The sequence below is a fragment of the Mesotoga sp. UBA6090 genome (assembly GCF_002435945.1).
Taxonomy (GTDB): Bacteria; Thermotogota; Thermotogae; order Petrotogales; family Kosmotogaceae; genus Mesotoga.
Genome location: NZ_DIXC01000022.1, coordinates 35635 through 61813, shown reverse-complemented (window position 1 = coordinate 61813; position 26179 = coordinate 35635). Strand labels below are relative to the sequence as shown.

The following is a 26179-nucleotide window of genomic DNA, read 5'->3' as shown; positions in this document are numbered from 1 at the left end:
CCCGGTGATGCCGGGCCTTTCCTCTCTCATACGAATCTATTTCACCAGGTCTGAATCTAATGTCAGCGTTCTCAGGAATTCTATAGACGCAGAACCATTGAATAAACAAGGGAACGACAAGTTGCCGAATGATACAATCCCTTCGAAATCCCTTCGGCTCAAGTTCTGCAGATTCACAGAAGGATCTATTTGCACTTCTCCATGAATCAAGCCAGTACTAAATATATGAACTATTCCTGCTTTTCAAAAGACAACTTCTCGGACTTCTTGAAGCTTATTGTAGACTCCCCGGATGAACCCGAACTGGGTTCTTTGTTCAATAGCTTTACTCTTGATGTAAGCACAATATTCTTGCTTGTGTTTTCGATCCTTACTTCGAGTACTGTCTCGTTTGTATCTTTGAAATCGAAAGTGAGGTCATCAACGATCGGATCCGTCAGATAGTTAACTTTATCGTCCTTCCTATATTCAATCCTCTTATCCTGAAGGCGAAAAACCGTCTTTTCTTGATCATAGTCAAGAGCCACATCCTTAGCCAATCCAAGCTCCTTGACAATGATCTCCATTGCCGAGGTCATTTGTCTTTCTATCTCGGTTTTTTCAAGAACTCTTGTGTAGGTCTTCCACCAGATGTTGTAAACGGTTAGGGTAATTGCGAGAACAACAGCAGCGATAGCCATCGTGACAACCATCTCCATAAGGGTTAGTCCTTTTCGCCTGTCAATTTCCTTACTCATTGGCCAGACCTCTGAACTCAATAAGCTGCTTTGTCCTACCATAACCTATCTTTAGTACCGCACCCGGAATATCGATTTCTCCGATAGTCACAGTTGCTTGTTTGCTATCTCCTTCTCCTTCTTCTAGTTCCCCCGACTTAACTAGAAGGTCTTCGGAGATTGCGCTGGCGGAGTCTTCAACCCTGAGCGCAGTCATCAGGAAATTCATGAGCGTGGTAACAGAAATTATGATAATTAACAATGCTATAAGAACCTCAACGAATGAAAAACCACTACTTCTGTTTATACCCAGTCCTCCTTGGCCAGTGGCTAGAACTCTCATCACATTCACTCTCCCCACTGTTCGAAGGCTTCTTCACCATCGCCATCGATAATTTCCAGGGAGGTATCTGAAAACTCGTCTTCTACTTTCTTGTAGTTTACTGTTCCCTCTCCGTTCGCTAAGAATCTCTCACATACTATTGCCCCGTAGAAATCAGGGTTCCCATGCGTAGTTATCTCGGCATATGGAGCGAACAACGCTATCGCCTTCGCACTTGGCGTACCATAAAGCTTGATTTTACTTCCCTCATATATGAGAAGCCCACTGACTCTTAGATTACTATTTCCTCCCAACCTGAACTCATCATCAATCTCATTCTTTATGTGAATAGTACCTCTCAAATCTAGGTCACCCAAACTCGTTCCCTTGTAATAAACTACAACTCTGTCAATTTCACTTTGATCTCCTTCAATGTTGATGGAGCCGCCGCCACTAATATTTCCCACATATAGGTTTAGTTTTCCATTACCTGACAGCTCGATAGATGCATATGACTTCATCTCCAGTTGACCGATAACAATCTTCCTCACATCACTTGAAGATCCAGTCTCAATTGTGAGTCTTGCTTCATTATTCTTGTTTTTCCCTTCCATACTTATGCTACTGTAGTAACCGTCATCATTTATGATTGATTCATTTGAATTAACGCTAAGAGAATCCCGCTCAGTCAGCACTGGGAAATCCGGAAACTCTGGTAATATACTTTTGTAGTCTCTTGTGTTCTCAAGAGTCCTAACCAGATGTCCCTCTTCTAGGAAATAATCATTGGGATCTAATTCATCAACATCAGTTCCCGGTCCAAAGAAAACGTCTCCGTCGATGACGGTCTTCTTGCCCCCATTGCCTTGGCCGTTACCATTGTTACCCTGCCTGCTGATTGCCGAAGTGTCGGTCGAATTAGTACCTATATCACCTATGACCTTGGAATTGGCAGAAGCTCCCGTCTCTATTTTCCCGTCTGCAAAAATAGCCATATCGAAAACCGGAATCCCTGCAGAACCTTCACTACACATAAATGCGAGCGTTCTTGTCATATCCCCGGCATTTCCGGACGAGAGAAAGTTCGTGGACTCACTGTTCCTCCATATTGCGGTCACTACCTCATGGTTTCTGAAGGAGGATGCACTGGCTTCAAAGCTCGCCCTAACGTTATCCTTTGACCAAACGTTTGTAACATCTTGAAAGTGAAAACTCAGCTCTCCATTGTCCTCGCTACTAAGATCCCCATGAAGTACAATCACTTTCTCATCAAAGAACCGCTCATCACTCTTGCTTATTTCATTCACATACTCCCTCGCAATCTCAACGCCAGATCTTGCAAAGAAGTATGCCTGCGTTCGCTTCTCGAGATCATTGGTCTGCCTGGCCCTGCTCATGACCACAGTCATCAACGCAGCTCCAATTATGGATATTACGAGAAAGATAATGAGAGCTATCCCAAGAATCACTCCACTCTTTCTGTTCACTTTGATCTCCTCCTGTGACCCTAACTATTAACTGAAAAACGCCCGCTAGTGCAAATCTATGCTTTGTCTTCATCACTACTACCGCAATCTAGTCCGATCAGTTTTCAGCCTTGTTTGCAATCAAACGCACCAGGTAACTATTGATGCATTCTAATTCGAATAATCGATCCGCTTATTACTATGCGGGCAGAATTCTAATCAAGATCACTTTCTGTAGAAGCAACACTATGCCAGTCCGAAAAAGGTTTGAGTAAAAGGATCACATAAAAAGACATTCAGGTCACGAAATCGAGATCAGCAATTGCTTATCTGTTGTTACTTTTGTCGACTGACCAACCATAACTAAAGAGAATCCAGACGATCGCCCGGTCTGCATTGTCAATCGCTCGCTTCCCCCAGAAATGAATTTCCCCAAATCAGTCGAGTTGAGGAAATTCACTTCAGTCTGCTTCACGATATTAGGCAGTATTGATAGACAACCTCATTAAAGGGTCGATTCTGAAGATAAAAAACAACCGTGATGAAGTGGAAGCGGCTCCTATCAGTTAGTTTTCAATCTATATGATCACTGCGCAGTAATACTTTAGACTGAATATCAATAAATAAAGATTCAATTCTTGATTTCTCCGCAAGTCGCTCCAAGGGGCCTGCTAAAACGATCAGGAGATAATCTAATGATAATTGCCTCAGCCTGATGAAGAAATCTCAGTTGTCGAAAAAGGAAAATCATCTGAATGATGTGATTCCTATTTGTCGAGGCATTATGACTTTCCGAAAGCGGCATGAAGGTGTTCAATGTCCTATTGTTCTTGTTCCGCAAAAGAGCTCCCTGCGGAACACTGGTGTAATTTCAAATTGGAATCACTGAATTTTCTTTTCGGCAGGCACTGTTTTGCATCCTCTCTCGTTGAAGATGATGAAGATAAATGATCATTCTTTTAATACGATTTGAAGGGTGATGATGAATTTTGAGGGAAAAGGAAAGAGAAATCGTAAAAAGACAAATTCTAGAGTTGATTTCGGACTCTGCAAAACCTTATCTCTACAAAAGAGTCGATATGATCCTCGAGAGCAACCTTCTTAAGGACGAGGAAATAGCCGAACTGATTCAGGAAGGAAGAGCGTACACAATGGCAATTGCGCTCATAAACGACTGGTTGCTCACGCTCCCTTATCCCCTGAAAGGGAAGACGTACAAAAAGCTAAAGAAAGTTCTCGACAGTTTAAGGTAGTAGATAAGGACTGAATTGATCGGAGCGGTTCTACATTGAAATGAGATCTCTAATACCACGACTGATGAGAGCAACTCTTAGGTATTTCACTCAGGATACAGCAATAGTAAACCGGTATACTGTTCTTTTTCTGTGACTTGCACGGCAATGGCATCACAGTTGATTCGGTTTTCTCATAAAGAGCAGCCATCCCCCGGCGGCTCTTTAAAACATATGAATTGCATTCGTTCCACAAAGTTCTGGTAAGTATCGGAAATGAATAGATAGTTATAACACTTCTCAAGAATCAGGGCTGCGTGTTCGGGAAATTCGGAAGTTACCAATAATATTCCGATTTCCCAGCTACGATTGTATATCTGCAGTTCTCCTACTGCCCGCCTTGTTTTGATATACTCTATTTAAGCAGAGAGTCGTCTCTCCAGTTCTTACCTGGTTTTGGTACTACTACTACTTATTCGTTCTCTGCAACTGTAAGCTAAGTTTCAGTCAGGAGGTCGATATGGATAATTCAGAGAGATTTATGCAGGCCTTCAGATCGATAGAGGGATATCTGAGGAAGATAAACGAAGATTACCGTGTTGACGGCTTCGCAAGATCCTTGAGAGATGCATCAAAGAGCGACAAAACTCTGCGCAACTACCTCGACATACTACTCGAGTACGCCGAGCTTAGAAACGCAATTGTCCACACCCTAACAAGCGATGGTAAACCCATCGCAGAACCGCATAAGGAAGTCGTGAGAATATTGAACACATTGCCGAAATGTTGAACGCTCCACCCAGGGTGTCTAAGATATCCAAATCAGAAAAAGTCGTGACAATCGACCTCAATGATACGCTAGACAAAGCCCTGAAGATCATAGGAGAGAAGTCATTCTCACAGATTCCTGTCTATGAGGGAAGGCAATTCAGAGGAATTCTCACTGCTTATGAGATCGCCAGGTGGATGGCCTTTGTTGGCGAAGAAGAGAGGGCTTACATAAAAGAAATGCCGATTCGAGACGTGATGGACTATGCGGAAGAAGATAAGGCAGTCAAATTTGTTAGCAGAAAAGCGACCCTCTTCGAAATCGCAGCTTCATTCGGCGTGTTCAGTGCCCTGGGCAAGAGGCTTGAGGCGATACTTGTAACGGAAAACGGCAGAAGAAGCGAGACTCCCCTGCAGATAATTACCATCTGGGATTTACCGACCATATCCGCTGCTCTCCAAGAGTAACAGTCAGCAAGCTTCACTTGGCGACGTCTTTACCGTAATCTGGAAACTTGTTGTTGATTCCCCCTTTCCTTCCGACACTTATCACGATGGTCTCTCTCCTGCGGGGAGCGAGAGAGTCCACTCGTAATTGCTTCCAACAGTCGTACTGGGACCACTCACAACAGAAAAAGTAAGGGGTCTCAGTCGGGATCGGCACAGTATGTCGAAAGCGAGAAACTCACAGGATCACCAAGCCTCATAATAAGATTCGGGATCGTTTCCCAGACAGGAATCTTGTTGAAGAAGGGACATCCCGTCAGCACAATAATCAAAGGCAGAAGTAAGAGCGGCGATATTTGCGTTTCATTTTCCCACCTCCATGAAAGACATGCGGGAATCATCGTGCAAAAAACGGCACACTTCTTACATCACTTATTGATTCTGGGTTAAGCAAGAGTGATTATAATGCACTGTAAAGTGTGTGGGTCGAAAAGCACACCGATACAGGCAGCAAAATCAATTCTGCGACATTTCGATGCATCTCCAGACCCAAGCATTTTCCACTGCAGAGAACATTACTCTTCGAATGTAATGCTAATCTAAGATCCCTTTGATGTCTCCTGCATCCAGTACCGAACTTGCATTTGATAGCGGAGTCTCAACAAGCAACAAGCTGACCATGCTCTCGAGATAAGCAATGTCCTTCCAGCATCCGAACATTGTCTTAATGGACATCTGTCCTATTCATTTAACTTGCACTGGTAATATACTGTTATCCGGGAGGGTTATTCATGAAAGAAATAAGAGACAGGAAGCGAATATCGGAATACTTGTCGAGATTCAAACTGGCCGGGTTTTTCGAGGAGGATGTCAGTCAACTTTTCGCCTTGCATAGCTTCGGTAGAGGCGAAGACATTTTCACCGTAGACGAGCGACCTGAGTATCTGTACTTTCTTGTGAAAGGCAAGGTTAAAATCTCAATTCTCTTGAGAAATGGCAACAGGGTATTGCTTAGGTTCTGCGTTCCCCTTTCTTTGCTCGGAGACCTGGAAATAGCCAATGACTTCGCCGTCAAGACTTCGGTTTCAGCAGTCTCGGAATCTGAACTCCTGGCTCTGAGGCTTTCTCAGGTAAGAGAGAATCTGATGAGTAATCCTGCCATCCTGAGATTGATCATTCGTGAACTGTCTTTCAAGCTTTATCACAATGACGTCGTGAAGACGTTGACTTCCTCCGCACCACTAAAGACGAGAATTGCATCTTATCTCCTGCTGATGACCTCAGATGAAAGGAATGAAAGAATGTTGGATGAACTGGAAACTGAAAGTCAAGCTGAGATCGCCGAGCTTTTGGGGGCTAGCTACCGCCATGTGAACAGGGTTTTAAACGAACTAGACAGAGAAGGAATATTGAGAGTCAGTAGATCACAGATAAGGATAATCGACTTCGACAAACTCAAGAATCTGGCTTCGGATCTGTACGGGTGAATGAAAAATGATTAAGGGTATTCTCTTTTCCGTGACTGCAGGCATAGTAATCGCCATGCAGAGCGTTTTCAGCGCGAGACTTAGCGAAAAGGTCGGCTTTTTTGGCTCGAATTTCTTCATACACGGTACCGGTTTTCTCCTTGCTTCATTTCTTTTACTGCTTTTCGGAAGAGGCGAACTGAGTATCGAATCGCTAAAGGGACTGAATCCAATCTATGCAACTTCAGGGTTCATTGGTGTTCTTATCATCTTCAGCATTGCGCAAGGCGTATCTGCACTTGGCGCCAGCAGAGGAATTGTGATAATTGTTGTAACGCAGATAGTCTTCGCATTAATCATCAACATTTCTGGGTTATTCGGTGAAACCCCTCTTCATCTGACTCCGGCGAAAATCACAGGTCTTCTTCTCATGCTTTTCGGCGTCCTGATCTATCAGCTTGCGAAGTGAGTGCGTTGAAATGCAACTATTTCCGAAAGCCCAACCCCATCATTCCGAGCTCCGACAAGCCGTCCGGGTTTTTTGGGAAACCGGGGTCGGGGGTAGAGAAAAGATTGACAGCGGGTCTGGGGTCTTGGGTCTAGAGTCTGGCGAACAAAAGCGGCTCTGAACAATTCAGGATTATCAGCGCCAGTGAAGCCGCCATCCCAAGCTTGACTTGGGATTTGCTCTTTTGAAAGACCGTGGTTGGATTTAGCGGGTTCGTTGTAGGAAGAGCAAAGGAACTGGTTCGCCGTTGAGCGGTTCGCAGTTTGCCGAGGAAACCTGTTCTTCGTTCCAGAGCAAGGATCTGTTACTCGTTCCTGAACACTCCTGGATGCAAGATGTTCTTGCCCCACTGGGCCTCGCAGGCTATAACGAAGGACTGGACTTATCTTGCATCCCCTGCCTCTCTTATTCTAACAAACAACGAAGGACTGCTCTTCACAGCGTTCAGCGGTTTTTTGGAGCATGACGGACTGTGGCATTTTCAGAATAACCATACCCTGTAGTCCCGTGGAGCCTGCACTGATGAGCCTGCCCCAATGAGCCTGCCCTGAAAATCTCCTGTTCAGGGGTTCTATTTGGGGATCTTGTTCAGGGTCATCCCGAACTTGTTTCGGGATCTAGGCTTTCGAAGGGGCCTTAAATTTCTTATTATAAGATCTCTTCAGAAATAAAGTGAAATAGTGTTCTATATACTGGTCACTTATGCTAAAATGTGTTTGTTATAAAGGTCAATTATTGATAGGAGGTTGATATGACAGACCAACAGATGTTTTCAGTCCTCGCAAGATGGAATTACTGGGAAGATCGTTCTTTGCCGGAACTTGTTTACAGAAGAGAGATCGGTGAAATTGAAGAATTTCTCGACAGTAATTTCGTGCAGATTGTAAAAGGACCTAGAAGGTCAGGCAAATCATCTCTTCTTAAGCTTGTGTACAGAAAGCTCCTAGAATCTGTTGATAAACTCTCCTTTCTGTTCTTGAACCTTGAAGATGTCTCTCTCTCTATGGAAGAGAAAACGCCGGTCCTTCTTGAAAAACTCTACAGGCTTTACAGGCAGAGAGTCAATCCCGATGGAAAGACCTACATGTTTGTCGATGAGATCCAGCATATACGAGGCTGGGAGCAATGGATAGAGACTTACAGGGAGTCCGGAGAGGTCAAATTCATTGTGACCGGCTCATCTTCAAAGCTCTCTTCCAAAGAGCTTGGAACGCTGTTGACAGGAAGGCACATAGATCTGACTCTGTTGCCCTTTTCGTTCGCAGACTTTGTGCGATCGAAGGGAATTGAAGTCTCCTCGCTTTCAATTGAACTCAAAAGTGATCTCATCAAGAATCTGCTGTTCAGTTATTTGGATTCCGGAGGCTTTCCTGAGATTCTCTTGAACTTCCCTGAAGAAAATGGGACAAAGATTCTCGAGGCATATTTCGACGACATCATATACAGGGACATCGTAGAGCGTTGGAATATCAGAGACGCTCTGCTTACAAAGAGAATCGCGCTCTATGCTCTGAAGAACAGCGGAAATCTCTTGAGCTACAGAAAAATACAGAAGGCTCTCGAACAGACCTCGGGAAAGACTTCAACCAGCACAATTTCGGAGAACATGTCGCACCTATCGGAAGCATACATATTGTTTGAAGTAGAGCTTCATACGAATTCCGTCAAGAAGGCCCTAATCAACCCAAGAAAAGTATATTCCGTCGACACTGGCCTGAGAAAAGCCGTTGTCAAGCCGCTCACTGATGACTATGGAAGAGATGGAGAGAACATTGTCTTTCTAGAGCTCTTGAGGCGGGGCTATAAGGTGACTTTCTGGAAGACTGACAAAACCGAAGTTGATTTCGTCGCCTCTGGAAGAACTGGCGATCTGGTCATTAATGTCACAATGTCAAATCTTGATGATCCCGCTTTGAGAGAACGTGAACTCCGGGGATTACTCGAATTCGAGGGCGACAGATCCCGCAGGATACTTCTCAACAGCGACATTGAAGACACGCTGAAGATTCACGACAAGACCATTGAGCTGATCCCTCTCTGGAAATGGCTTCTTATTGAGGATTTCCTCCCAAGCAGATAATCTACACTATTTCTGACAAGTTTTCGTAAACGCAAAGGGCTTCATCTGAACTCAACGATCTGCTGGGTTTTCAGACAGATTCATTTAGAAAGATGCCTTCTGTCCTCTCAAGCGCTCTCGATCATATCTATGGACTGGTTTATGCTTTGGGACGAAGGTACGAAGGAAGGCTCCTATTTCACCATAACGGTAAGTGCGGTTGTGGAATGATTTTGATCTTCACACCTCTATTCTCTCCGCTCTGGCCTCTTAAGTGATCTTTGACTTCCATTTATCGGAAGTATATCGGAAGTCTAGTATAATTGAACTGTGATGGGAGGAGAGATTCCTATGAAAACCAGATGGGTCCCCAGGTACTCAATTACCGATAAGATAGCGGCCGCTCTTATGACTATAGAAAAGATAAGGGGTCAGTTGGAGAACGCGCAGATTCCTCTCAGCTCTCTTGCGCGAATAAGAGAAAGCGCGAGAATCCGATCAACGCACTTTTCGACACAGATAGAGGGTAATCGCCTGACTCTTCAGGAAGCGCGCGAGGTGGTCAAGAATCAAAGAATTATCCAAGAAAGAGCAAGAGATTCAAGGGAAGTGAAGAATTATTGGGATGCACTTCTCAAAATCGAGGAGTGGGCTCAAGGACTGAGATCGTTCGATGAATACCTTATAAAGAAAACGCACTCAATTGTCGAGAAGGGTCTCAGAGCAAAGCCCTCTGCTTATCGAACTGAACAAAACGTAATAAGAGACTCCCTCACTAATGCGATCATCTACCTTCCTCCCGAAGCAAAGGACGTTCCAGAACTTATGCATGAACTCATTAACTGGGAACATGGTGCCCGGAATAAGACACCGGTTCCACTTATCGCGGCGCTCGTTCACTACCAGTTCGTTACTATACATCCCTTCTACGACGGAAACGGAAGAACTGCAAGGCTCTTGTCCACCTTCATTCTTCAAAGGGGAGGCTATGGACTGAACGGAATCTTTTCTCTCGAGGAGTATCATGCTCGCAACCTTCAGCTCTACTACAACTCTCTTATGACCCACCCCCATCACAATTATTATGAGGGAAGAGAGAACGCCGATCTTACCGGCTGGATTGGATACTTCGTAGAATTGCTTGCAAAGGTTTTCGAAGCAGCTGGAAAGCAAGTTCTCACTCAAGGAGTGATTCCTTCAGACCGCGTACTCTTTAGAAGACTTGACCATAGGCAGAAGAATGTACTCTCTATGTTCGCTTCAAAAGATTCCTTGACAGTAAGAGAACTGGCAAACAACCTGGGACTTTCGGACAGGATGGTTAGAAATATAGTAAATAAGTGGGTCCAAGATGGCTTTCTCGAAGTACTCGATCCCTCAAACAAGAATCGAAGATATGGATTATCGGAAATTTATCGGCACTTTCTCGGAAATAATAATTGAGGTCGATTCGCGAAAGGTGTCAGGGTTAAGAATCAATAAGAGAAGAGATCAATTTCGAAGATGAAACAGCGGTCATCAGAAGGAGAAATTGAAGAGATTGACTTCGATTAATTGTTTTTTTCCATCTCTCTTAACTTTTAATCATTTCCTAGGACGGTTCTTCGCATTGTACAGCGTTTTATACCAAAGCTGCTCTTTCCCCGCGAAGCGGAACTGGCCGCACGAAGTGCGACTGGTCTCTGCCAAGGCAGAGACTGGCCTGCGCAGCAGCCTCACTTCCCGACTCAGTCGGCCTTGCGTCCCTGTACAATCTTCGCCGGCATTCCGCGATTCGGAGGACGGTGGACTGTTGACGGTTGACCTGAGAAGGCCTCCTGGCGAAGGCAGCCTTGCGTCCGCCGAGGTCTTCCTTACAACCAAGAACAAGGCTCTTACCTCTGGAACGAACAATCACTTGGTATCTATTCCCTAAGGTTAACTGAATGTAAAAAATGGAGTCTGTCACGAAAGAAGGGATTAAGAACGACCTTTTCTTCCATACTGCCCAGCCATTGTTAGTCTTCGTCCAAACCGTCAGTTTCCCAGACCCCGTTTGATGAAGTCTTCCATTTCCTGTATATGTTCAGGCGTTTTGCAGCCCTTCTTCCAGTCATCCAAGACCCTTTCGAAAAACTCATCTGGAGCATCTTCGGCCCAGTCTTTGAACTGAGATGTTGATTCTTTGCCGAACCGGTTTATTCCTTTCAGGATACCCATGCAGTAATTCTTCGCCTCGCTGTCCAGTGAAAGGTCGAGATACTTGTTCAGTTCATTTGTGAATGGCTCTAAAGCCTCTTCAAACATTTCCCACGCTCTCTCTGACGGTTCCACGTACCCATACCTCATGCTGCCTGATTGCTCCCAAAGATCCTCAACTTCAATTCCTTCCAACGCATAGTACACTTGAGAAGCAACGTTCTCAACATCTATATCACGCAGGTATTCCAATGCAATTTCTTCAATACGTTTTGCAATGCTCCGATCTTCTTTGGCCAAGGCTTTTAGTATAAAAAGAGCATCATGCCCGCTAATATTATCAAGAACTTTCTCTTTATTCGTTTCTGCTCGATATTGCTTCTTGCTCCTATCCACAGTGGTTCCACCTCAACACCCGTGTCGTTATTCTCAGAGGATGCAGCTTAACTTGATTATACCTCTCTGACAGTTAATTCTGATGATTGTGATCTCCAATGGGATTATCATGAGTGCGGAGCGTTCAACTCAGAAAAGATCTAATGAAATAGATTTGCTAATGTCTGATCGGACAGTTTTGAAAAGGAAATCAACGGACTATAGTGAGGCCAGAATTGAGGAAGAAGGACGAGGCAGGATAAAGAAGGGTATGAAATAAAGAAGTATCGGTTTCGAAACAACCAAACGCTGTCATCCCGAACTTGTTTCGGGATCTAATTCCAAGAATGAAGAACCTGGACGCGTAGCGTCGGAACGAAGAACCGGTCTTCTCGGAGGAGGGTAGACCGTTGACGGGCGACGTTGTTTTCATCAGAGTCGGGCGGCTCTGCTCGAAGGATGGGTCTGCGGTCACGGAGGACCAGGGAAACCTCAACAACAAGAGTCTATCTCCTGGTATCCTGATCCCTAGGTTGATTGAATGCAGAAAATGGAGTCACGAGGGCAAGGGACAATATGATGAGTGAGTTTTTTGTATTATTGGTTCACAAGCTAAATATTGGACCAGAAGGTTGCATGGCACTGATGCTTTTCGATATGGAGAGTGGAAACATAAGTATATAGTCCGCCGCAAGCTTCTGAACACATCGCTTTCAGTCTCTTGTCTCTGCCCACCGCTTTCGTTCTGAAATTGGGAACCTGAAACTGCTCTCGAAAGAACCAGGAAGACTATTCTCATTTCTTACATCCAGGAATTATGAAATTCTGCCAAATTTGCCCGTATAGTGAGAAAAAACCATACAGTCGTCTTTATACAGGAATAGACAGGAAAAATGCCTGCACATTGTCGGCATTCATGTTTGTTGTTAAAAACCAACTTTCTATATAATGTAATCGATTACATTGAAATCGATTACATCTTTTACAGGAGTTGCTTATATGAATATAAACATATCCACAATAGCGAAGATGGCTAAAGTATCTACTGCGACTGTTTCCCGGGTAATAAACAATCCAGAGAAGGTATCTGCTAAGACCCGCGAGAGAGTTGAAAGTGTAATAAGTAAGCTAGGCTACGTGCCAAATCAGCAGGCGCGAAGCCTCAGAAGCCAGCAGACGAAGATGATTGCGATTATTGTTCCGCACAGCGCCGATTATCTCTTCACCTATCCCTATTTTTCGATCTTCTTGAGAGAGACCTCGCTCGAATTGAGTCACCTCGGTTACCATCTTATACTGACAACCGACGAACCACATAACTCTGTGATAGATACTTACCGTGTATTCACAGACAAAAGATTGGTGGATGGATTTGTGGTACTCGACTTGAAAAACGAAGACGAAAGAGTGGACTTTCTCAAATTGCGGAACATACCTTTTGTGGCCGTCGGTAGAAACGAAAGAGACAAAGACATTTCATTCGTAGATACCGATAACGAAGGAGGTGCGTATATTGCAGGGAAGTACCTCGCCCGAAAAGGTTGCTCGCAGGTTCTCTTCATAAACGGCCCCGCCGATCAAAGCGTTTCTCTATGGAGGGAACGCGGCTTTCAAAAAGCGGCGCAGGAAATGAATTTCACCTTCCACGTCCGCAATGGAGATTTCGTTGAAAAGAGCGGCTTCGAGATAACGAAAAAACACCTTGGCCAATTCGACGGAATCTTCGCGGCTTCAGACCTGATGGCCATCGGCGCGTTGAAGGCCTTGAAAGAGGCGGTAGTTTCTCTGCCTGTCGTTGGATTTGACGATATTCCCATTTCATCGGACGTTTCACCTTCTTTGACAACGGTTCACCAGCCAATAGACGAGGTCGGAAGAAGGGCCGCTATCAATCTTGTCAGACTCATATCCGAAGACCACACGGAAACGACGATTCTTCCGGTCGAGCTAATTGTCAGAGAATCCTCAGAGGTTAGGAGATGAAGGTTTTCAAGAACGGAAACCTTATGGTAGTTACCGATGACAGAGGTCTCATCGACTGCGAGAGTGAAAAGGCGGCCGGACTTTATCTGGAGGATACCCGTTTCATATCCAGAATGATTTTAAAGTCCTCGCTCACGCTCACAAGACTACACACAGATTTTTCATGGGACGGGATTGAAACCCATTATCTGGGGCGTTCAAAACCGGGAATCCCGCATTATGATATCGCAGTCGCCGAAAGTCTCCGGGTGGAAGGGAACACTCTTCACGCAGAGCTCACGGTGAGGAGCTATTCGCTGGAAGAAGTTCGGATATCTTTTGAATATGATATCAGTTGTGTCTTCGAAGATATCTTCTCAGTAAGGGGAGAGAACGACTCATACAATGGGCTGGAAAGCCCGAGAACTCTTTCCTCTTCTTCATCGAGGAGTTTTCAATATGAGAGCGACCTCGAAAGAGATACCGTTGAGAACTCTCTGTCCGCGCTCTCTCTGAAAATCCGGCCAGGCGAGAGTGCGAGAGTATCCGGGAAATTGAGGCTCGACAAATACGTGAAGAAGGACGTTGTTTTCGAGAAAATGTTGTCTGAAAGGCCCGTGAAGGATATTGTGCCTATCAAAAAGACTTCGCTGCTGGATGAAAGGGAACTGGGAGATCTCAAAATGCTCATGATTCCCACTATCTATGGTGACTTTCCAGGTGCAGGCCTACCCTGGTACGCCACGGTTTTTGGAAGGGATAGCCTTATCTTTGGCCTCCAGACTGTGGATCTCCTTCCCGAAATAACAAAAAACATACTTACGGTGCATACTTACCTTCAAAGCAAAGAAGAAGACAGCCAGAACGAAGGGCAGCCCGGGAAGATCGTTCATGAAACCCGTTTGAATGAACTATCGCTAGCCGGAAGGTTACCTTTCGAAAGATACTACGGATCGATCGATGCGACTCTTCTGTTCATTATGCTCTCCCACAGGTACTACTCTCAGACTAATGACTGGGACTTTATAAGATCTATCGAAAACAGCATCATGGAAGCTGCCGAATGGATTGATACTTACGCTGATCTCGATAACGACGGATACATCGAATTCGCACCTTCAGGCAGCGGTCTTTCTATTCAGAGCTGGAAAGATTCCGCCGACTCCGTGAGCTTCTCCGACGGCAGGCTGGCAGAGCCTCCACTGGCGCCAGTAGAGGTCCAGGGATATCTGTATGATACATTCAAATGTCTTGAAAAACTTATGGCTCTCTTTGAGGACGGGGAAAGGGCAACTCTGTATGCACTGAAGGCAGCCGCCCTGAAAAAAAACTTCAATCGTGATTTCTGGCTGGAGAGCGAAAACTACTTCGCTACGGCGCTGGATAAAAACAAGAAACCGGTCGATTCAATAACATCTAATCCCGGGCACTGCCTAATGACAGGCATAGTGGACGAAGAAAGAGCCGGGGCGTTGGTGAACCGTCTCTTTTCCGAAGAACTTTACACCGGATGGGGGATAAGAACGCTCTCCAGCAAAATGAAGCGTTACAATCCCTTCTCCTACCACAACGGAAGTGTCTGGCCGCACGACAACTCACTGATTATGCTTGGCCTGATCAAATACGGTTTTTACGAAAAGGCCAGACAGCTCGCCCGGGATCTGCTGAAAGTGAAGGAGAAACATCATGACAATCGCCTCCCCGAGCTCTTTAGCGGTCTGTCAGTATCTGAAACATCTGGAAAGTTGATTGAATATCCAACAAGTTGCTCACCTCAACTGTGGTCTATAGGAACTGTTCTAGTAATATCCAAGGCGCTGGACGCCTGAAAAGGAGGGTTTAGTGTGAAAAGATTTTTGTTGGTAAGCGTTGTTTTGGTAGTTGGACTAATGGCATTAGGGGTCACGAACATCAGAATCAGCGGCTGGCCTGGAAACCCTGTTGAAGAGGCCGTCATAATGAAGAACGTTGAAGAATTCAACAACATGCAAACAGATATCGTGGTCGAATGGCAGCCAATACCAGGGGACTTCAGGCAAATGCTTGTCACCCAGTACTCTGCTGGCACCGCTCCAGATATCTTCTATGTTGAAGCCTTCTGGTTCGAAGAACTGGCCAAGCAGAATGTGCTCCTTCCACTAGATCTATATATCAAAAGAGACGTCAATTTCGACATCGACTGGTTCTACCCAAATCTCATCGAAGCCTTCAAGTACGAGGATAGGATCTACGGAATCCCGAAGGACTTTTCTACCCTTGCTCTTGTTTTCAACAAGAAAATATTCGACCAGTACGGCGTCGCCTACCCTACGGACGAAGACACATGGTTCGATATGCTTGATAAGGCGCTTCAACTCAAGAGAAAAGGCTTTGAAACCCCTCTAGTTCTTGCGGCCGATCTCAACAGGGTACTGCCTTTTGTCTATGGAACAGGTGGAGACATCGTTGACGAGAATCTAAACGTAGCTCTGGGTAAACCGGATGCCAAGTTCGGCCTCAATTTCTATCTCGATCTGGTCAACAAGTATGGAGTCGCTCAGGAGCCGGCAAACCTGGGTGCAGGGTGGATTGGAGAAGCTTACGGAAAGGAAAGTGTGGCTATGGCGATGACCGGCCCCTGGACTATCGGATTCCTCGCTGGCGATTACCCCGAAGTTCTGAAGAACACCGGCATAGTCGAGATGCCGCATCTTATTGAGAAGTCGACGATGGTCTATACGGTCTCGTGGAGCATAAACAGAACTACTCCAAACAAGGATGCAGCCTGGGAAGTCTTAAAGTTCCTTGTGACGAAGGGACAGGAGCGGTTTGTCGCGGAAGCAGGAGTACTGGCCTCCAACATACAGAACGCTGAAAAGGATACCGATCCAACGAAACAGGCATTCTACAGAGGCGCGGAGTATGGTATTCCCTGGATGGTTAAGACACCAAGCGGAATTTTCTCCAGAGCTCACGACCAGCTCAACTCGCTGTTGAAGGATCTCTTCTATCAGAAAGTGAGCCTCTCAGAAGCTCTTGCGCTTATCGAAGAGAATTATCCGGGCTGGGTAGCCGAATAACCTGTCTCTTGCCGGGCGGATTGCGATCCGCCCGGATCTCTTTAGAGGGGTGACGATATGAAGCTGAATTTCAAAACGAGAGAAGCCATGGTTGGCTATCTCTTCGCAGCGCCTATAATAATCACCATCTTGATCTTCACGATCTACCCTGTATTCGCGGGCCTGTACTACAGCTTCACCAACTACCAGCCCTTGGAAGCCCAAAAATTCAATATGACCTTCGTCCCTGAAGAATCCGTTTCATTTCATCTGGGCGTCTTCCCCGATGAAGAAGGGCTTGTCAAGAATGAGCTACTCTCTCTTTTTGAACCCGAGACTTTCTTGACACTGGATGTTGGGGTGAAACTGAACGCAGAGCAAAAGGAAGCCGTAAGTAGTTTTCTTGAAGTGGACAGGATAGTAGAAGACTTTCTGGCGGGCAGGCTCAACAGTTCGGTGTCCGTCAAAGACTTCATGAGGAAATACATGGCCTCAAAGAGTGAGCTCTTCGTGAGATATGTACCTGAATTCGTGGGATTCAAGAACTTCAGGGAGATGTTCAAAGACCAGTATTTCTGGATCTCGCTAAAGAACGCCTTTGTCTATTCCATCGTAGTCGTTCCCATCCAGACGTTGCTGGCGATGCTCCTGGCAGTGGCGGCTAACATGAAAATCATGGGGCAGAGATTCTTCAAGACGGTTTTCTTCCTGCCTGCAATTTCCTCTTCCGCGGCTATTTCCATGATCTTCTGGCTTATATACTCCAAGCCCGGTGTCTTGAACAGGCTCCTTTCAACGTTCGGTTTTCAGGCCGTTGACTGGCTCAATGAACCGAATACGGCCCTGGGAGCTATTATGGTCATGAATATATGGACCACCGCCGGTTACTTCATGATAACCTTTCTGGCCGCGCTGCAGAGCATTCCATCATCCATTTACGAGGCCTCTCAGCTCGATGGGGCAAAATTCTGGAAGACCTTCTGGAAGATCACTATGCCCCTTCTCAAGCCTCAGATGCTTTTCGTATCGATAATGGGAATCATCGGTTGTCTGCAGGTTTTTGACCAGATATACTTCCTCATAAAAAACATGCGGAATATAACGATTTCCTATTACATATACAAGAACGCTTTCGAATATCAGAGGATGGGTTATGCTTCGGCGATCGCGATGGTCCTCTTTCTGATAATTTTCGCTATTACCACGCTTCAGCGCAAACTGATTAAGGAAGAATCGTACTTCTAAGGGGGCGATTGCATGAAGAAAAAACTCAAGATTGGTCTGATTATCGCCTACGCGGTGCTGATTCTCTATGCGGTCGTTTCGCTCTTTCCATTCATCTGGTCGGCCATAGTATCTCTCACTCCTATGAGATACACCGACAACGGTGTGACCAGGGGTACGGATATAATGAAATGGCCCCCCGAGATAAACTTATTCAAGTGGCCTCCAGAGTTTTTTGGAGCCCCCGCTACCGGCGAGAACTACGTACAGGTCTTCAAGATCACGCCCTACGCCAGATGGATACTTAATACGATCATCTATGCCACGCTGGTAACAGTTGGCCACCTTATCTTCGATGCACTCGGAGGTTACGCCTTCGCAAGGTTGCGTTTTCCCCTGAGGGATCTGTGGTTCGCACTCTTTCTGGCCACACTCATGATCCCCGGTCACGTCACCCTGATACCCAATTACAACCTTATGGTGAGGTTCGGATTCGTGAACACTTATTACGGCCTCTTTCTGCCCAAGCTAACCGGTGTCTTCGGGATCTTTCTGATGAGGCAGTTCTTCATGGGTATTCCCAAGGAGATGGAAGAGGCAGCGAGAATCGATGGCGCCTCGATAGTCAAGACTTATTTCAAAGTCGTGCTCCCAATCTCAAGACCGGCCCTTTCGGCACTGGCCATATACATCTTTGTCGGCACATGGAACGACTTTCTCTGGCCGTTGCTCATGACCTCGAGAAAGGAGATGTTTACCCTAACTGTGGGGCTTGATTTCTACCGGACAAGTTACTATACGTACTGGCAGTATATGATGGCAGCTTCCATAATGATGACGATACCCATGATAATCATTTTCCTGATCTTCCAGAGGCAGTTCATAGATACAGGCGTCTCATCCGGGGTGAAAGGCTGATGGATAATTTTAACTACTACGTGGCGGGCAGGAGGGCATATTTTTTTGGAGGTATCGGCGGAAACGCAGAAAACATTGGCTGGCACTTGAAGGGAAAGATGGGCGGGTTTTGGCTGGATAACTACAGGCTATTCTCTTCATATTCTCTCTCTCTCAATGGAAAGAGGGTTTCGCCGACTGGCTTTCAGAACAAAGTCTCCGAACGCGTTGTTCACTATCCCGGCGCCGATCTCAGGATTCTTGCCCACCCTGAAAGTCCACTTATTACCATTAGAATTGAGAGCAGTGCCGAGATCGAGTTCAGCCTCAGAAAAGAACTGGACCTAGTGTGGCTCGAAGACAAACCTTCTGGAAACATCTCGCTGAAAGTGGAGAATCGAGGCCGGGACACGATCGTCTGGCGCGAATGCGAGGGCATGAGTTCTTTCGTAAAAGTGAACGGAGAGGCCGCGGTAGAAGGCGACTGGCTGAAGATCAGCAAAAAGGGCGATCTTGAAACGGTTATTGCGTTGGGTAGACCCGGGAAAGAGGATTACGAACGATACCACCTCGAGCGAGAGGAATACAACCGGCGATATCTTCCACCATTCCAAGACTCGATACCATTCTGGGCAAGTGTCGGAGCGCTTGAACTCTTCTTCGAGAGAGACGCGGGATGCGGATTTGTCGCTGGACTGGGAGAGTTCCCCTGGTGGTTCGGGATCGACGGAGTCTATACCTGCCTCGGACTGCTCGAAACGCCCATGCTGGAGCTTGTGGGAAAGACGATAGACAATCTCGGGAAATTCGGCAACGGCTTGACCCCTCACGAAGTTACAACCGCGGGCAGGATATACGCTCACGGAAGAATGAACGAGATAATCGCTTTTGCCTATCTGGCCCTGAAGTACGCGATAAAGACTTCTAAAGTAGAGTACTTAGAACTTGTGGACAGCGCCCTTTCATATCTTTCCTGCCATCTTTCGCGAAAGCTGTATCCTAAGGGTGAAGGGATCGTAGAAGTACCCATGGCTGGTGAAATTGCCCTGTTGGACTGCGCCTGCTGGCTATACTCTATGCTGAAAGAGCTCCGCGACTCGAGCATGATGAAAGATCTCAAAAACCCTTGGTTCGCTGCTGGGCTTCTTGAAAGATACGATCGTGAGTTTCTAAAAGATTGGTACGGCAAAGATGGCTTTTTTTACGATGCCCTCAGCCCAAAAAGGGGGTATTTTGAGGGTCACTTTATACAGATTTACCCACTGTCCATGGGTCTCATCCAGAGAGAAGCCGGGGAGAGGTTGCTGGCAAAAATGGAGAAGATAGGCTACTTCAAAGAGCCGGGGCTGATACACTCGCTCCCTCTAAAAACCTTCGAAGCAGGCGATTATGGAGAGGGAGACAAAAACGATATTGTCTGGTCACTTCCCACTCTCCTTGCCATAGAAGCGGGAATCAGATACGGAAGGCCGGACCTTTCGGAAAAGTTCATAGCATCTCTTGAGAACTCCCTAAAAAGGGAAATGTACGGGGCGTTACCGGAAATACTTCCCGCTGGCGGTTGTACGATCCAGGCCTGGAATGCCTACGCGATACCTTTGATCGAGCACTTATCGATCTCATGAACTCCCCCTTCCCTGCTTGTTGATAGAAACTCCAGAAAGGGCCGGTATTCACACCGGGATTTGAATTTGAGAACACTGTCAAGGCCAAAAGGCAGACCGGGTATAACTGATGTGCCGCCAAGGGACAAATCCCTGGTTGGAACTTGTAGTCGAGTCCTTGAGAAGTCTAGTAACAGCCTAACGAAGGGTGAGTATGCCAAGAGTAAGGAAAATGCTTGGTGATTGGATGCGCAGTGTATCCAGTCACTCGTGAAATTGATAGAAACGCAGCGTAAATCGACACTTGCGAATTGGGCGGATGATTATTCAGTGGAAAGTCTATTGCCCTTTTGGACTAAACATTATCCGGATGACCCGCGACCCCAAAACACATTGAAAGCCGCTTGGGAGTGGTTACCGGGAAAGATAAAGCAGGCGGAGGCGAAAAAGGAAATCCTCCAGTGTCACGCGGCCGCCAGAGAAGCCCAAAACAATCCCGTTGCCCGAACCGCTGAAAGAGCGATTGGTCAGAGCGCTAGACCGTTCACTCGGCGCGGCACTGTGTCGAGCTGGCTCTATATGGAGCGTTAGTGGTTGCGTACGATATGCATGGAACGGGCGCGCCCAGGGAACAACTGGAGCGGCTCGTCGCCTAAGAATGCGAACGTATGCTTGACGCGCTGCGTGAAGTGCCGATTGAAAACGAGCCGAACCCTGCAAAATCAATTGGAAGTGCTGAATAACAGGGATACTACGCCGGATAAATCGTCACTTGAGCGGGGGCCGAACCAACGAATAACCTGGACGCGTAGCGTCACAACCAAGAACCCTTCTTTCCAAGAACTGTTCCTAACGCTCTTGCGAAACCCTAAACCCCACAATCCTAGACCCGACTCATACGCTCATCTCGAAGGACGGTGTACCGTTGACGGGCAACGTGGTTTTCATAAGCGTTCAGCGGCTCTTTCGAAGGACGGGTCCACGGTACATCTGGACATGCGGACCGATCGACCGGCTCGAAAGTAGATTCTCTACGCAAGCGCCTGATTTCACTCGCTGGTAATTAAAACCTACTACTCGATCAACTTCAATGCGTTGAATAGATAAAAGAAAGCTTCTGGATCTGTCTTCTTCAGCTTATTCAGCTTGCTCCACGATGGGTTGATGATATTGACATTACGTAAGTCGATTGTTTCTCGAAACTTCTCATGACGTCCCTTACCGGCCTTCAGCAACTGCACAAGATACGCTACCTTTGCCGAGCTTTTTATGGCGTCTTCCAGAGAGAAGCTACTGTTGAATGAGAATGTTTTGAACGCCTTGATACCCGTCATAAGATAGTTGAATTGTTCTTTCTTGTAGACTCCTCTATAGATCAGCGTGATAGCCGTGTCAAAACAGTCATTCAGGACATCGACCTCGCTCAAGTCAAGCTTCCTGTAACCGAGTTCGAACATGCAGTTCTGTACAAACGATTTCCGCACTTCATCAAGATCGGCCAGATTGTCGAAAAGGACTCCCAGATCGAAGAGCTGCTTGATTATCTCTGCTTCCTTTCCGGTGCCGTACGGAATACCCGTCGTGTTCGGCGCAAAGGCAGTCAGCTTGTCTCCGAGCAGAGCGTCGAGAGTCTGTATGGTTACCAACACGTCCGGCGGGGCTATCTCTATTACTCTATGCCTCACGGGGACTTTCAACAGCGACCTTGTGCCGACCTCCTGGTAAAGGATATCCACAAAGACTGCCCGCTCTCTTCCGTCCAACACCGATTCCCTTACGAATCCATAGTGAGCTTTGGGAACATTCGAAGGAGTCTTGCGTTCATCCTCGAACCAGCTTTTGAATACACCTTTCTTGCAGATTGTATTGAATATATCCTCGAGGCCCTCCTGCTCATCGCTGAGCAATATGTCTATGTCCAGCGAAAACCTGTTGAAATTATCCAGAAGAAGCATAAGGGACGTCCCGCCTTTGAATATGAAGTCGAGGCCTTCAACGGAAAGCTGTTCGAGCAACGTCAGCGCCATTATGCTCTTCTCGACTATTCCGGGATCGTTCTTCTTGTATGATTTCATAACCGCATCCAGCCATTGTCCGGTAGCGGAGTTCTTTGTGATCATATGCTCTCTCTCTCTTGCTCAATAAGCTCGTTGACCTCATCCAGCTTTCCGCGGCGGCTGGCGTATCTTCTGATCGTACTCAGGCTCACGTTGTAATCGGTCAAAGCCCTGAGGTATATGTTGCGCAACTCCTCTCCCTGAAACGATACGAAGAGGTCCTTCTCGCAGACAAGATCGACAAGTATCTTCTCCAGCTTCGGTATGGAGATGTCATCAGAGAACGTTACGGGGGCTTCGCTCACAATCGGCCTTACAACGAAACACTTCTCGCATCCGAGGATGTAGTTGTCTATCTCCCTTGGAGTCGGATCAATGAACACCCTGGAGTAAGATGCTTTGACGAATTCAAACACGGCCTTCTCTGTACCTCGCTCACTTTCTATGATCATTATCGAAGAGAGAGCCTGGTGAACAGTGAACTCGTTTAGCCATCTGCTGTTCCAGACGCACAGGCTCTCCAGGTACGGAAACCTCTTCCGAAGCTTCTTGAATAAATCTGAGAGTTCCTTCGATACGACAGGTTCGAACTCCCGTTTGCTTCCGGCTGCATAGAGACCTCTTCTGACGTTTCTCACGAGTCCTTCTCTCTTCAGCCTGTGCAGCTTCGCATAAAGAGTCCCGGTCTTCGCATCGGGAAAACGAAGACTCAGCCTCTTGACCAGCTCACTGGTTGTCAGGAACCGATCGTTCTTGAACCAGTCTTCTACATCTCTTTGGTCAATATAGTTCATATTAGTCACCTACAAGTTATGGCACTAAATATATTCAATTGCCGCTAATTCTTATTATAGCATCAGAGAATCAGACTCTCTTTCATCCATAGCCGTTGCTGGGGTTGCGGGTAAGGCGTGGGGAAAGAAGCTTCTTCGTTCCGACGCCCCGAGTCCGGGTCCTCGTGTTCTTGATTCAAAACTGAGGGCATAAAAAGAGCCCTTGATGCGAATTTGTGGCTAATGCAAAGGACGCAGGACAGTTGACGGGCAACGTGGTTTCATCAGCGTTAAGCGTGTAACGTTTTCTGGCCAAGCGGATCTTCTTTTTTTGCCCGACGAAGTCGGAACTGGCCTCTGCGAAGCAAAGACTGGCCAGGCGGAGCCTGACTGGCCTGCACCAGCAGACTGGCTTTTCTATCTCTCGCCTTCTTGTGAGCACAGCAACGTCTCGATATACCCTTTCTCGATTGATCTAAACAAAGAACGATTCCAAGTCCTGTCAGCAAGAATATCCTTGATTTCTCAACTTTTCCAGTTCTAGCGAAAGCCAAACTTTCGTTTCTCCTTTAGGAGAAAGAATATCTTTTGTTCTGTCTTCTCTTGTTTATATTAATGTGCACGTGCATCTTTTGCGCGGAAGTCTTGCTCAGTGCTGTTTAAATGCTGAATAAAAACTATAACCAGACCCCGGTTCGCCGGGGTTTACTTTTCACGCTTGCCCAATGCAATGTCTTAGTTTTACGCAGAAGCATGAATGGATCTGAAAGATTGTTGGGTTATGCAATACTTAATTATGTTGTAATATATATAGTAGGACTTACCGAGTACCGTTTGTGATAGTATGTATTTGAAAGACCACCGGGAGGCGATGCATGATGAGAGAATTGGCTTCAACGGGTTTCTACTTGTCTGATCATGTTTTGAGGCGGATGAATCAAAGAGGTATCAATAAAGAGGATCTGATCTATGCTCTAATGAACGGGGCAAAGAAGCATATTAGTAACGCAGTACATGTATTTGTCGGTAAGAGACATGTCGATAGAGAACATGGTTCTCTAAACGGATTAAGACTTGTGGTCGTAGGGAATGTGGTAATAACCGCTTATAAGAACAAGACTGCCAGATGGAACTGGTCGTAGGAGTGCCAACATGCTGGATATTAAAGAATTCGAGAAGAACCTTTGGAGTCTCATTTCTCTACTAAGAGACAGAACGGGCAGCGAGAGAGCAGTGAGGAGTGTATTTGGCTTCATTTGGTTGAAAATGCTGGCAAGAAAAACGCGGCTCAAAGATGACCCGATTCCAGTAACCGCCAGTCCTTCGCCAAGAAGACACTGTCTACTTCGAGAAGAAACAGAGTATCTTTCGGAAAGATACCCGCATATTCCTTTTGATGAGATTTTGATCTCCGCTGAATCGATTTGCCAGAACGAAAGCATATTCGTAGATACTGCCCTGGAATATCTTGAGGGCGTTATTAACTCGGTCGAGAAAGCGGAAATCAGAAAGACGGCTTACTCCATATACGATCTCATGACGAAGACATTTGAAGAGACTAACAGACATGGACTTGCCTTGCTGCCCCAGTTGTTCATAGACATAATGGTTGGCGTTCTTGAATATGATCCGGAAATGGTGGTATACGATCCCGCTTTTGGCTACGGCAGACCCTTCAGGTATCTTTCTGAAAGGTCGGGCAACAGGCCGGTGAGAATAGCCGGGCAGGAGATAGACAGGGAAATATGTATCCTTACTAGAGTCATTATGGAAGTACTGGATGTTTGTTCAGAAGGTCTGGTATGCGGGGACACTCTTGGAAGTCCTATACATACTAAAGGTTATTCAGTCAAACAGTTTGACAGGGTTGTTTGCGAGCCGCCAATGGGAATGAGACTGGGAAGGGAAGACCTTGAAAGCGATAGTTATATGAGATTCATCTACGGTATCCCCAGGACAGGCGAATGGGCTTTCATTGAGCACGGAATCAGCTCATTGAAGAAGAACGGAAAACTTGTCGCCTCTATACAAAACGGCGCCCTCATCAGGGAACTCGCCGACGGAATCATAAGGCAGAACCTTGTCAAGCATGACCTCGTCGAAGCAGTCATCCAACTTCCATCGTTACCGTCAAACCTTTCTGTGCCTGCAAGCAGCATTCTCATATTAAACAGGGACAAACAGGAGTCGCGAAAAGGATCCGTTCTCATGATCTCTATTTCGGGTACGGCTCTTGACAAAGAACTATCTGGATCATCTCTGGCAGAGCTCGCACTTGATACATACAGCAAGTGGGAGGACATAGACGGCTTATCGCGAATAGTGTCGTTCTCCGAGATGGAAACGCACGGGTTTTCTCTCCTGCCATCAGCCTATATTATGCAGATACCCTCATCCAAAGAAGAAGCGAAACTTGTCAAAGCTATCTCAAAGCTTCCGGGCGTAAGAATTGGGGAAATCGCCGAGGTTTCCTCGGGCACTGATAAGAGGAGATTGAAGACCACTACGGAGAAAGGCAGTGCCTTTAAGGTTCATGTGCTCAAGATTTCCGACATTGAGGGAAACGGGGAGTTGAATCTTGAAAAGGCGGAGACAATATACATCGAAGATAGGGACGAGGTCGAAAGAATTCAGCTTTATCCGGGCGATATAGTTCTATCGGCGAAGGGCACCGTAGATAAAGTGGCGATGGTTAGGGAGTATGGTGAAGGGATAATTGTAGCGATAGGGGCGAATCTAATCCGCATAAGAGTTGATCAGGGGAGATACCCGGCCCGGGCGCTTTATGAACTGCTAAGGAGCGAATATGGCAGGTCCCTGCTAACCCAGATTTCCACAGGGACGGTGCTAAGAGGTCTGAGTGTACGAAATGTTGAGAACATCAAAATCCCGATAGTGGATGAAAAGAGGTTTCTGGAGTACAGAAAGGCGGCGGAAAAACTCAGAAAGAAGATTAGCGATCTTGAGGCAGAGATAGCTAAACTTACGGAAGCCGAAAGGGAACAGTTCAGCAATTTGTTTCTGCCTGAAGAAGGAGTGTCTCAAAATCGCAAAAGAGACGGAAATTGAATTGAACGGAACAGATTC

At 46.3% G+C, this 26179-nt stretch carries 22 protein-coding genes; 16 read left to right on the top strand and 6 right to left on the bottom strand.

The features are described 5' to 3' along the window. Nucleotides 1-230: 230 nt before the first annotated feature. The 3 genes from B3K42_RS03840 to B3K42_RS03830 are packed head-to-tail and all read right to left on the bottom strand — an operon-like array spanning nucleotide 231 to nucleotide 2525. Entirely contained in the window at nucleotides 231-737 is a 507-nt protein-coding gene (locus B3K42_RS03840; RefSeq protein WP_292596971.1) for a PulJ/GspJ family protein, read from the bottom strand. Continuing rightward, nucleotides 730-1062, bottom strand: coding sequence for a prepilin-type N-terminal cleavage/methylation domain-containing protein (locus B3K42_RS03835; RefSeq protein ID WP_349680953.1), 333 nt, complete (start codon nucleotides 1060-1062; stop codon nucleotides 730-732). Before B3K42_RS03835 ends, B3K42_RS03840 begins: the two co-directional genes overlap by 8 nt. 2 nt (nucleotides 1063-1064) lie before the next feature. After that, nucleotides 1065-2525, bottom strand: coding sequence for a hypothetical protein (locus tag B3K42_RS03830; RefSeq protein ID WP_292596969.1), 1461 nt, complete (start codon nucleotides 2523-2525; stop codon nucleotides 1065-1067). A gap of 968 nt (nucleotides 2526-3493) precedes the next feature. On the opposite strand from B3K42_RS03830, the gene B3K42_RS03825 reads away from it, so the two are divergent. The 7 genes from B3K42_RS03825 (at nucleotide 3494) to B3K42_RS03795 (ending at nucleotide 10427) form a co-directional block, all read left to right on the top strand. After that, nucleotides 3494-3757: a hypothetical protein gene (locus B3K42_RS03825; protein WP_292596967.1), complete on the top strand. Its 264-nt coding sequence runs from the start codon at nucleotides 3494-3496 to the stop codon at nucleotides 3755-3757. Nucleotides 3758-4256: 499 nt separating this feature from the next. Further along, on the top strand, nucleotides 4257-4526 hold the full coding sequence (locus B3K42_RS03820; RefSeq protein WP_292596965.1) for a hypothetical protein: 270 nt from the start codon (nucleotides 4257-4259) through the stop codon (nucleotides 4524-4526). Between the two features lie 44 nt (nucleotides 4527-4570). Then, entirely contained in the window at nucleotides 4571-4972 is a 402-nt protein-coding gene (locus tag B3K42_RS03815; protein ID WP_292596963.1) for a CBS domain-containing protein, read from the top strand. Nucleotides 4973-5742: 770 nt separating this feature from the next. After that, entirely contained in the window at nucleotides 5743-6438 is a 696-nt protein-coding gene (locus B3K42_RS03810; RefSeq protein WP_292596961.1) for a Crp/Fnr family transcriptional regulator, read from the top strand. 7 nt (nucleotides 6439-6445) lie between these two features. Next, complete coding sequence (locus B3K42_RS03805) at nucleotides 6446-6886, top strand: DMT family transporter (RefSeq protein ID WP_292596959.1); 441 nt, start codon at nucleotides 6446-6448, stop codon at nucleotides 6884-6886. A gap of 790 nt (nucleotides 6887-7676) precedes the next feature. Continuing rightward, nucleotides 7677-9005: an ATP-binding protein gene (locus B3K42_RS03800; RefSeq protein WP_292596957.1), complete on the top strand. Its 1329-nt coding sequence runs from the start codon at nucleotides 7677-7679 to the stop codon at nucleotides 9003-9005. Between the two features lie 330 nt (nucleotides 9006-9335). Beyond that, entirely contained in the window at nucleotides 9336-10427 is a 1092-nt protein-coding gene (locus tag B3K42_RS03795; RefSeq protein WP_292596955.1) for a Fic family protein, read from the top strand. A gap of 573 nt (nucleotides 10428-11000) precedes the next feature. Here B3K42_RS03795 and B3K42_RS03790 read toward each other — a convergent pair. Further along, the gene (locus B3K42_RS03790) at nucleotides 11001-11558 is read right to left on the bottom strand and encodes a hypothetical protein (RefSeq protein WP_292596953.1); all 558 of its coding nucleotides are present in this window, start codon (nucleotides 11556-11558) and stop codon (nucleotides 11001-11003) included. A gap of 978 nt (nucleotides 11559-12536) precedes the next feature. Between B3K42_RS03790 and B3K42_RS03785 the strand changes: the two genes are divergently transcribed. From B3K42_RS03785 to B3K42_RS13730, 7 genes are all read left to right on the top strand, one after another. Next, complete coding sequence (locus B3K42_RS03785) at nucleotides 12537-13520, top strand: LacI family DNA-binding transcriptional regulator (RefSeq protein ID WP_292596951.1); 984 nt, start codon at nucleotides 12537-12539, stop codon at nucleotides 13518-13520. Beyond that, nucleotides 13517-15328, top strand: coding sequence for an amylo-alpha-1,6-glucosidase (locus B3K42_RS03780; protein ID WP_292596949.1), 1812 nt, complete (start codon nucleotides 13517-13519; stop codon nucleotides 15326-15328). The genes B3K42_RS03785 and B3K42_RS03780 overlap by 4 nt, the downstream gene beginning before the upstream one ends. A gap of 15 nt (nucleotides 15329-15343) precedes the next feature. Beyond that, complete coding sequence (locus tag B3K42_RS03775; RefSeq protein WP_292596947.1) at nucleotides 15344-16558, top strand: extracellular solute-binding protein; 1215 nt, start codon at nucleotides 15344-15346, stop codon at nucleotides 16556-16558. Between the two features lie 57 nt (nucleotides 16559-16615). Further along, nucleotides 16616-17782 carry a carbohydrate ABC transporter permease gene (locus tag B3K42_RS03770; protein WP_292596945.1) on the top strand — a complete coding sequence of 389 codons (1167 nt, stop codon included), beginning with the start codon at nucleotides 16616-16618 and terminating at the stop codon, nucleotides 17780-17782. A 12-nt stretch (nucleotides 17783-17794) separates the two neighbouring features. Next, nucleotides 17795-18679, top strand: a complete 885-nt coding sequence (locus tag B3K42_RS03765; protein ID WP_292596943.1) for a carbohydrate ABC transporter permease — start codon at nucleotides 17795-17797, stop codon at nucleotides 18677-18679. Further along, nucleotides 18679-20283: a glycogen debranching protein gene (locus B3K42_RS03760; protein WP_292596941.1), complete on the top strand. Its 1605-nt coding sequence runs from the start codon at nucleotides 18679-18681 to the stop codon at nucleotides 20281-20283. The genes B3K42_RS03765 and B3K42_RS03760 overlap by 1 nt, the downstream gene beginning before the upstream one ends. Nucleotides 20284-20532: 249 nt before the next feature. After that, nucleotides 20533-20853: a putative immunity protein gene (locus tag B3K42_RS13730; protein ID WP_349680952.1), complete on the top strand. Its 321-nt coding sequence runs from the start codon at nucleotides 20533-20535 to the stop codon at nucleotides 20851-20853. 482 nt (nucleotides 20854-21335) lie between these two features. On the opposite strand, the gene B3K42_RS03755 is transcribed toward B3K42_RS13730, so the two are convergent. After that, nucleotides 21336-22382, bottom strand: a complete 1047-nt coding sequence (locus B3K42_RS03755) for a nucleotidyl transferase AbiEii/AbiGii toxin family protein (RefSeq protein WP_292596939.1) — start codon at nucleotides 22380-22382, stop codon at nucleotides 21336-21338. Next, complete coding sequence (locus B3K42_RS03750) at nucleotides 22379-23113, bottom strand: DUF6577 family protein (RefSeq protein WP_292596937.1); 735 nt, start codon at nucleotides 23111-23113, stop codon at nucleotides 22379-22381. Before B3K42_RS03750 ends, B3K42_RS03755 begins: the two co-directional genes overlap by 4 nt. An 854-nt stretch (nucleotides 23114-23967) precedes the next feature. On the opposite strand from B3K42_RS03750, the gene B3K42_RS03745 reads away from it, so the two are divergent. Both B3K42_RS03745 and B3K42_RS03740 read left to right on the top strand, forming a co-directional pair. Beyond that, a complete protein-coding gene (locus B3K42_RS03745; RefSeq protein ID WP_292596935.1) occupies nucleotides 23968-24234 on the top strand; it encodes a DUF4258 domain-containing protein in 267 nt (88 codons plus the stop codon). 10 nt (nucleotides 24235-24244) lie between these two features. Then, entirely contained in the window at nucleotides 24245-26161 is a 1917-nt protein-coding gene (locus B3K42_RS03740) for a type I restriction-modification system subunit M/S (RefSeq protein WP_292596933.1), read from the top strand. The last annotated feature ends 18 nt before the right edge of the window (nucleotides 26162-26179 follow it).

What these genes read in the sequence shown, in the direction of transcription:
- B3K42_RS03840 (WP_292596971.1), bottom strand. Translation starts at nt 737, where the DNA reads ATGAGTAAGGAAATTGACAGGCGAAAAGGACTAACCCTTATGGAGATG.
- B3K42_RS03820 (WP_292596965.1), top strand. Translation starts at nt 4,257, where the DNA reads ATGGATAATTCAGAGAGATTTATGCAGGCCTTCAGATCGATAGAGGGA.
- B3K42_RS03810 (WP_292596961.1), top strand. Translation starts at nt 5,743, where the DNA reads ATGAAAGAAATAAGAGACAGGAAGCGAATATCGGAATACTTGTCGAGA.
- B3K42_RS03805 (WP_292596959.1), top strand. Translation starts at nt 6,446, where the DNA reads ATGATTAAGGGTATTCTCTTTTCCGTGACTGCAGGCATAGTAATCGCC.
- B3K42_RS03800 (WP_292596957.1), top strand. Translation starts at nt 7,677, where the DNA reads ATGACAGACCAACAGATGTTTTCAGTCCTCGCAAGATGGAATTACTGG.
- B3K42_RS03795 (WP_292596955.1), top strand. Translation starts at nt 9,336, where the DNA reads ATGAAAACCAGATGGGTCCCCAGGTACTCAATTACCGATAAGATAGCG.
- B3K42_RS03785 (WP_292596951.1), top strand. Translation starts at nt 12,537, where the DNA reads ATGAATATAAACATATCCACAATAGCGAAGATGGCTAAAGTATCTACT.
- B3K42_RS03780 (WP_292596949.1), top strand. Translation starts at nt 13,517, where the DNA reads ATGAAGGTTTTCAAGAACGGAAACCTTATGGTAGTTACCGATGACAGA.
- B3K42_RS03770 (WP_292596945.1), top strand. Translation starts at nt 16,616, where the DNA reads ATGAAGCTGAATTTCAAAACGAGAGAAGCCATGGTTGGCTATCTCTTC.
- B3K42_RS03765 (WP_292596943.1), top strand. Translation starts at nt 17,795, where the DNA reads ATGAAGAAAAAACTCAAGATTGGTCTGATTATCGCCTACGCGGTGCTG.
- B3K42_RS03760 (WP_292596941.1), top strand. Translation starts at nt 18,679, where the DNA reads ATGGATAATTTTAACTACTACGTGGCGGGCAGGAGGGCATATTTTTTT.
- B3K42_RS03755 (WP_292596939.1), bottom strand. Translation starts at nt 22,382, where the DNA reads ATGATCACAAAGAACTCCGCTACCGGACAATGGCTGGATGCGGTTATG.
- B3K42_RS03750 (WP_292596937.1), bottom strand. Translation starts at nt 23,113, where the DNA reads ATGAACTATATTGACCAAAGAGATGTAGAAGACTGGTTCAAGAACGAT.
- B3K42_RS03745 (WP_292596935.1), top strand. Translation starts at nt 23,968, where the DNA reads ATGATGAGAGAATTGGCTTCAACGGGTTTCTACTTGTCTGATCATGTT.
- B3K42_RS03740 (WP_292596933.1), top strand. Translation starts at nt 24,245, where the DNA reads ATGCTGGATATTAAAGAATTCGAGAAGAACCTTTGGAGTCTCATTTCT.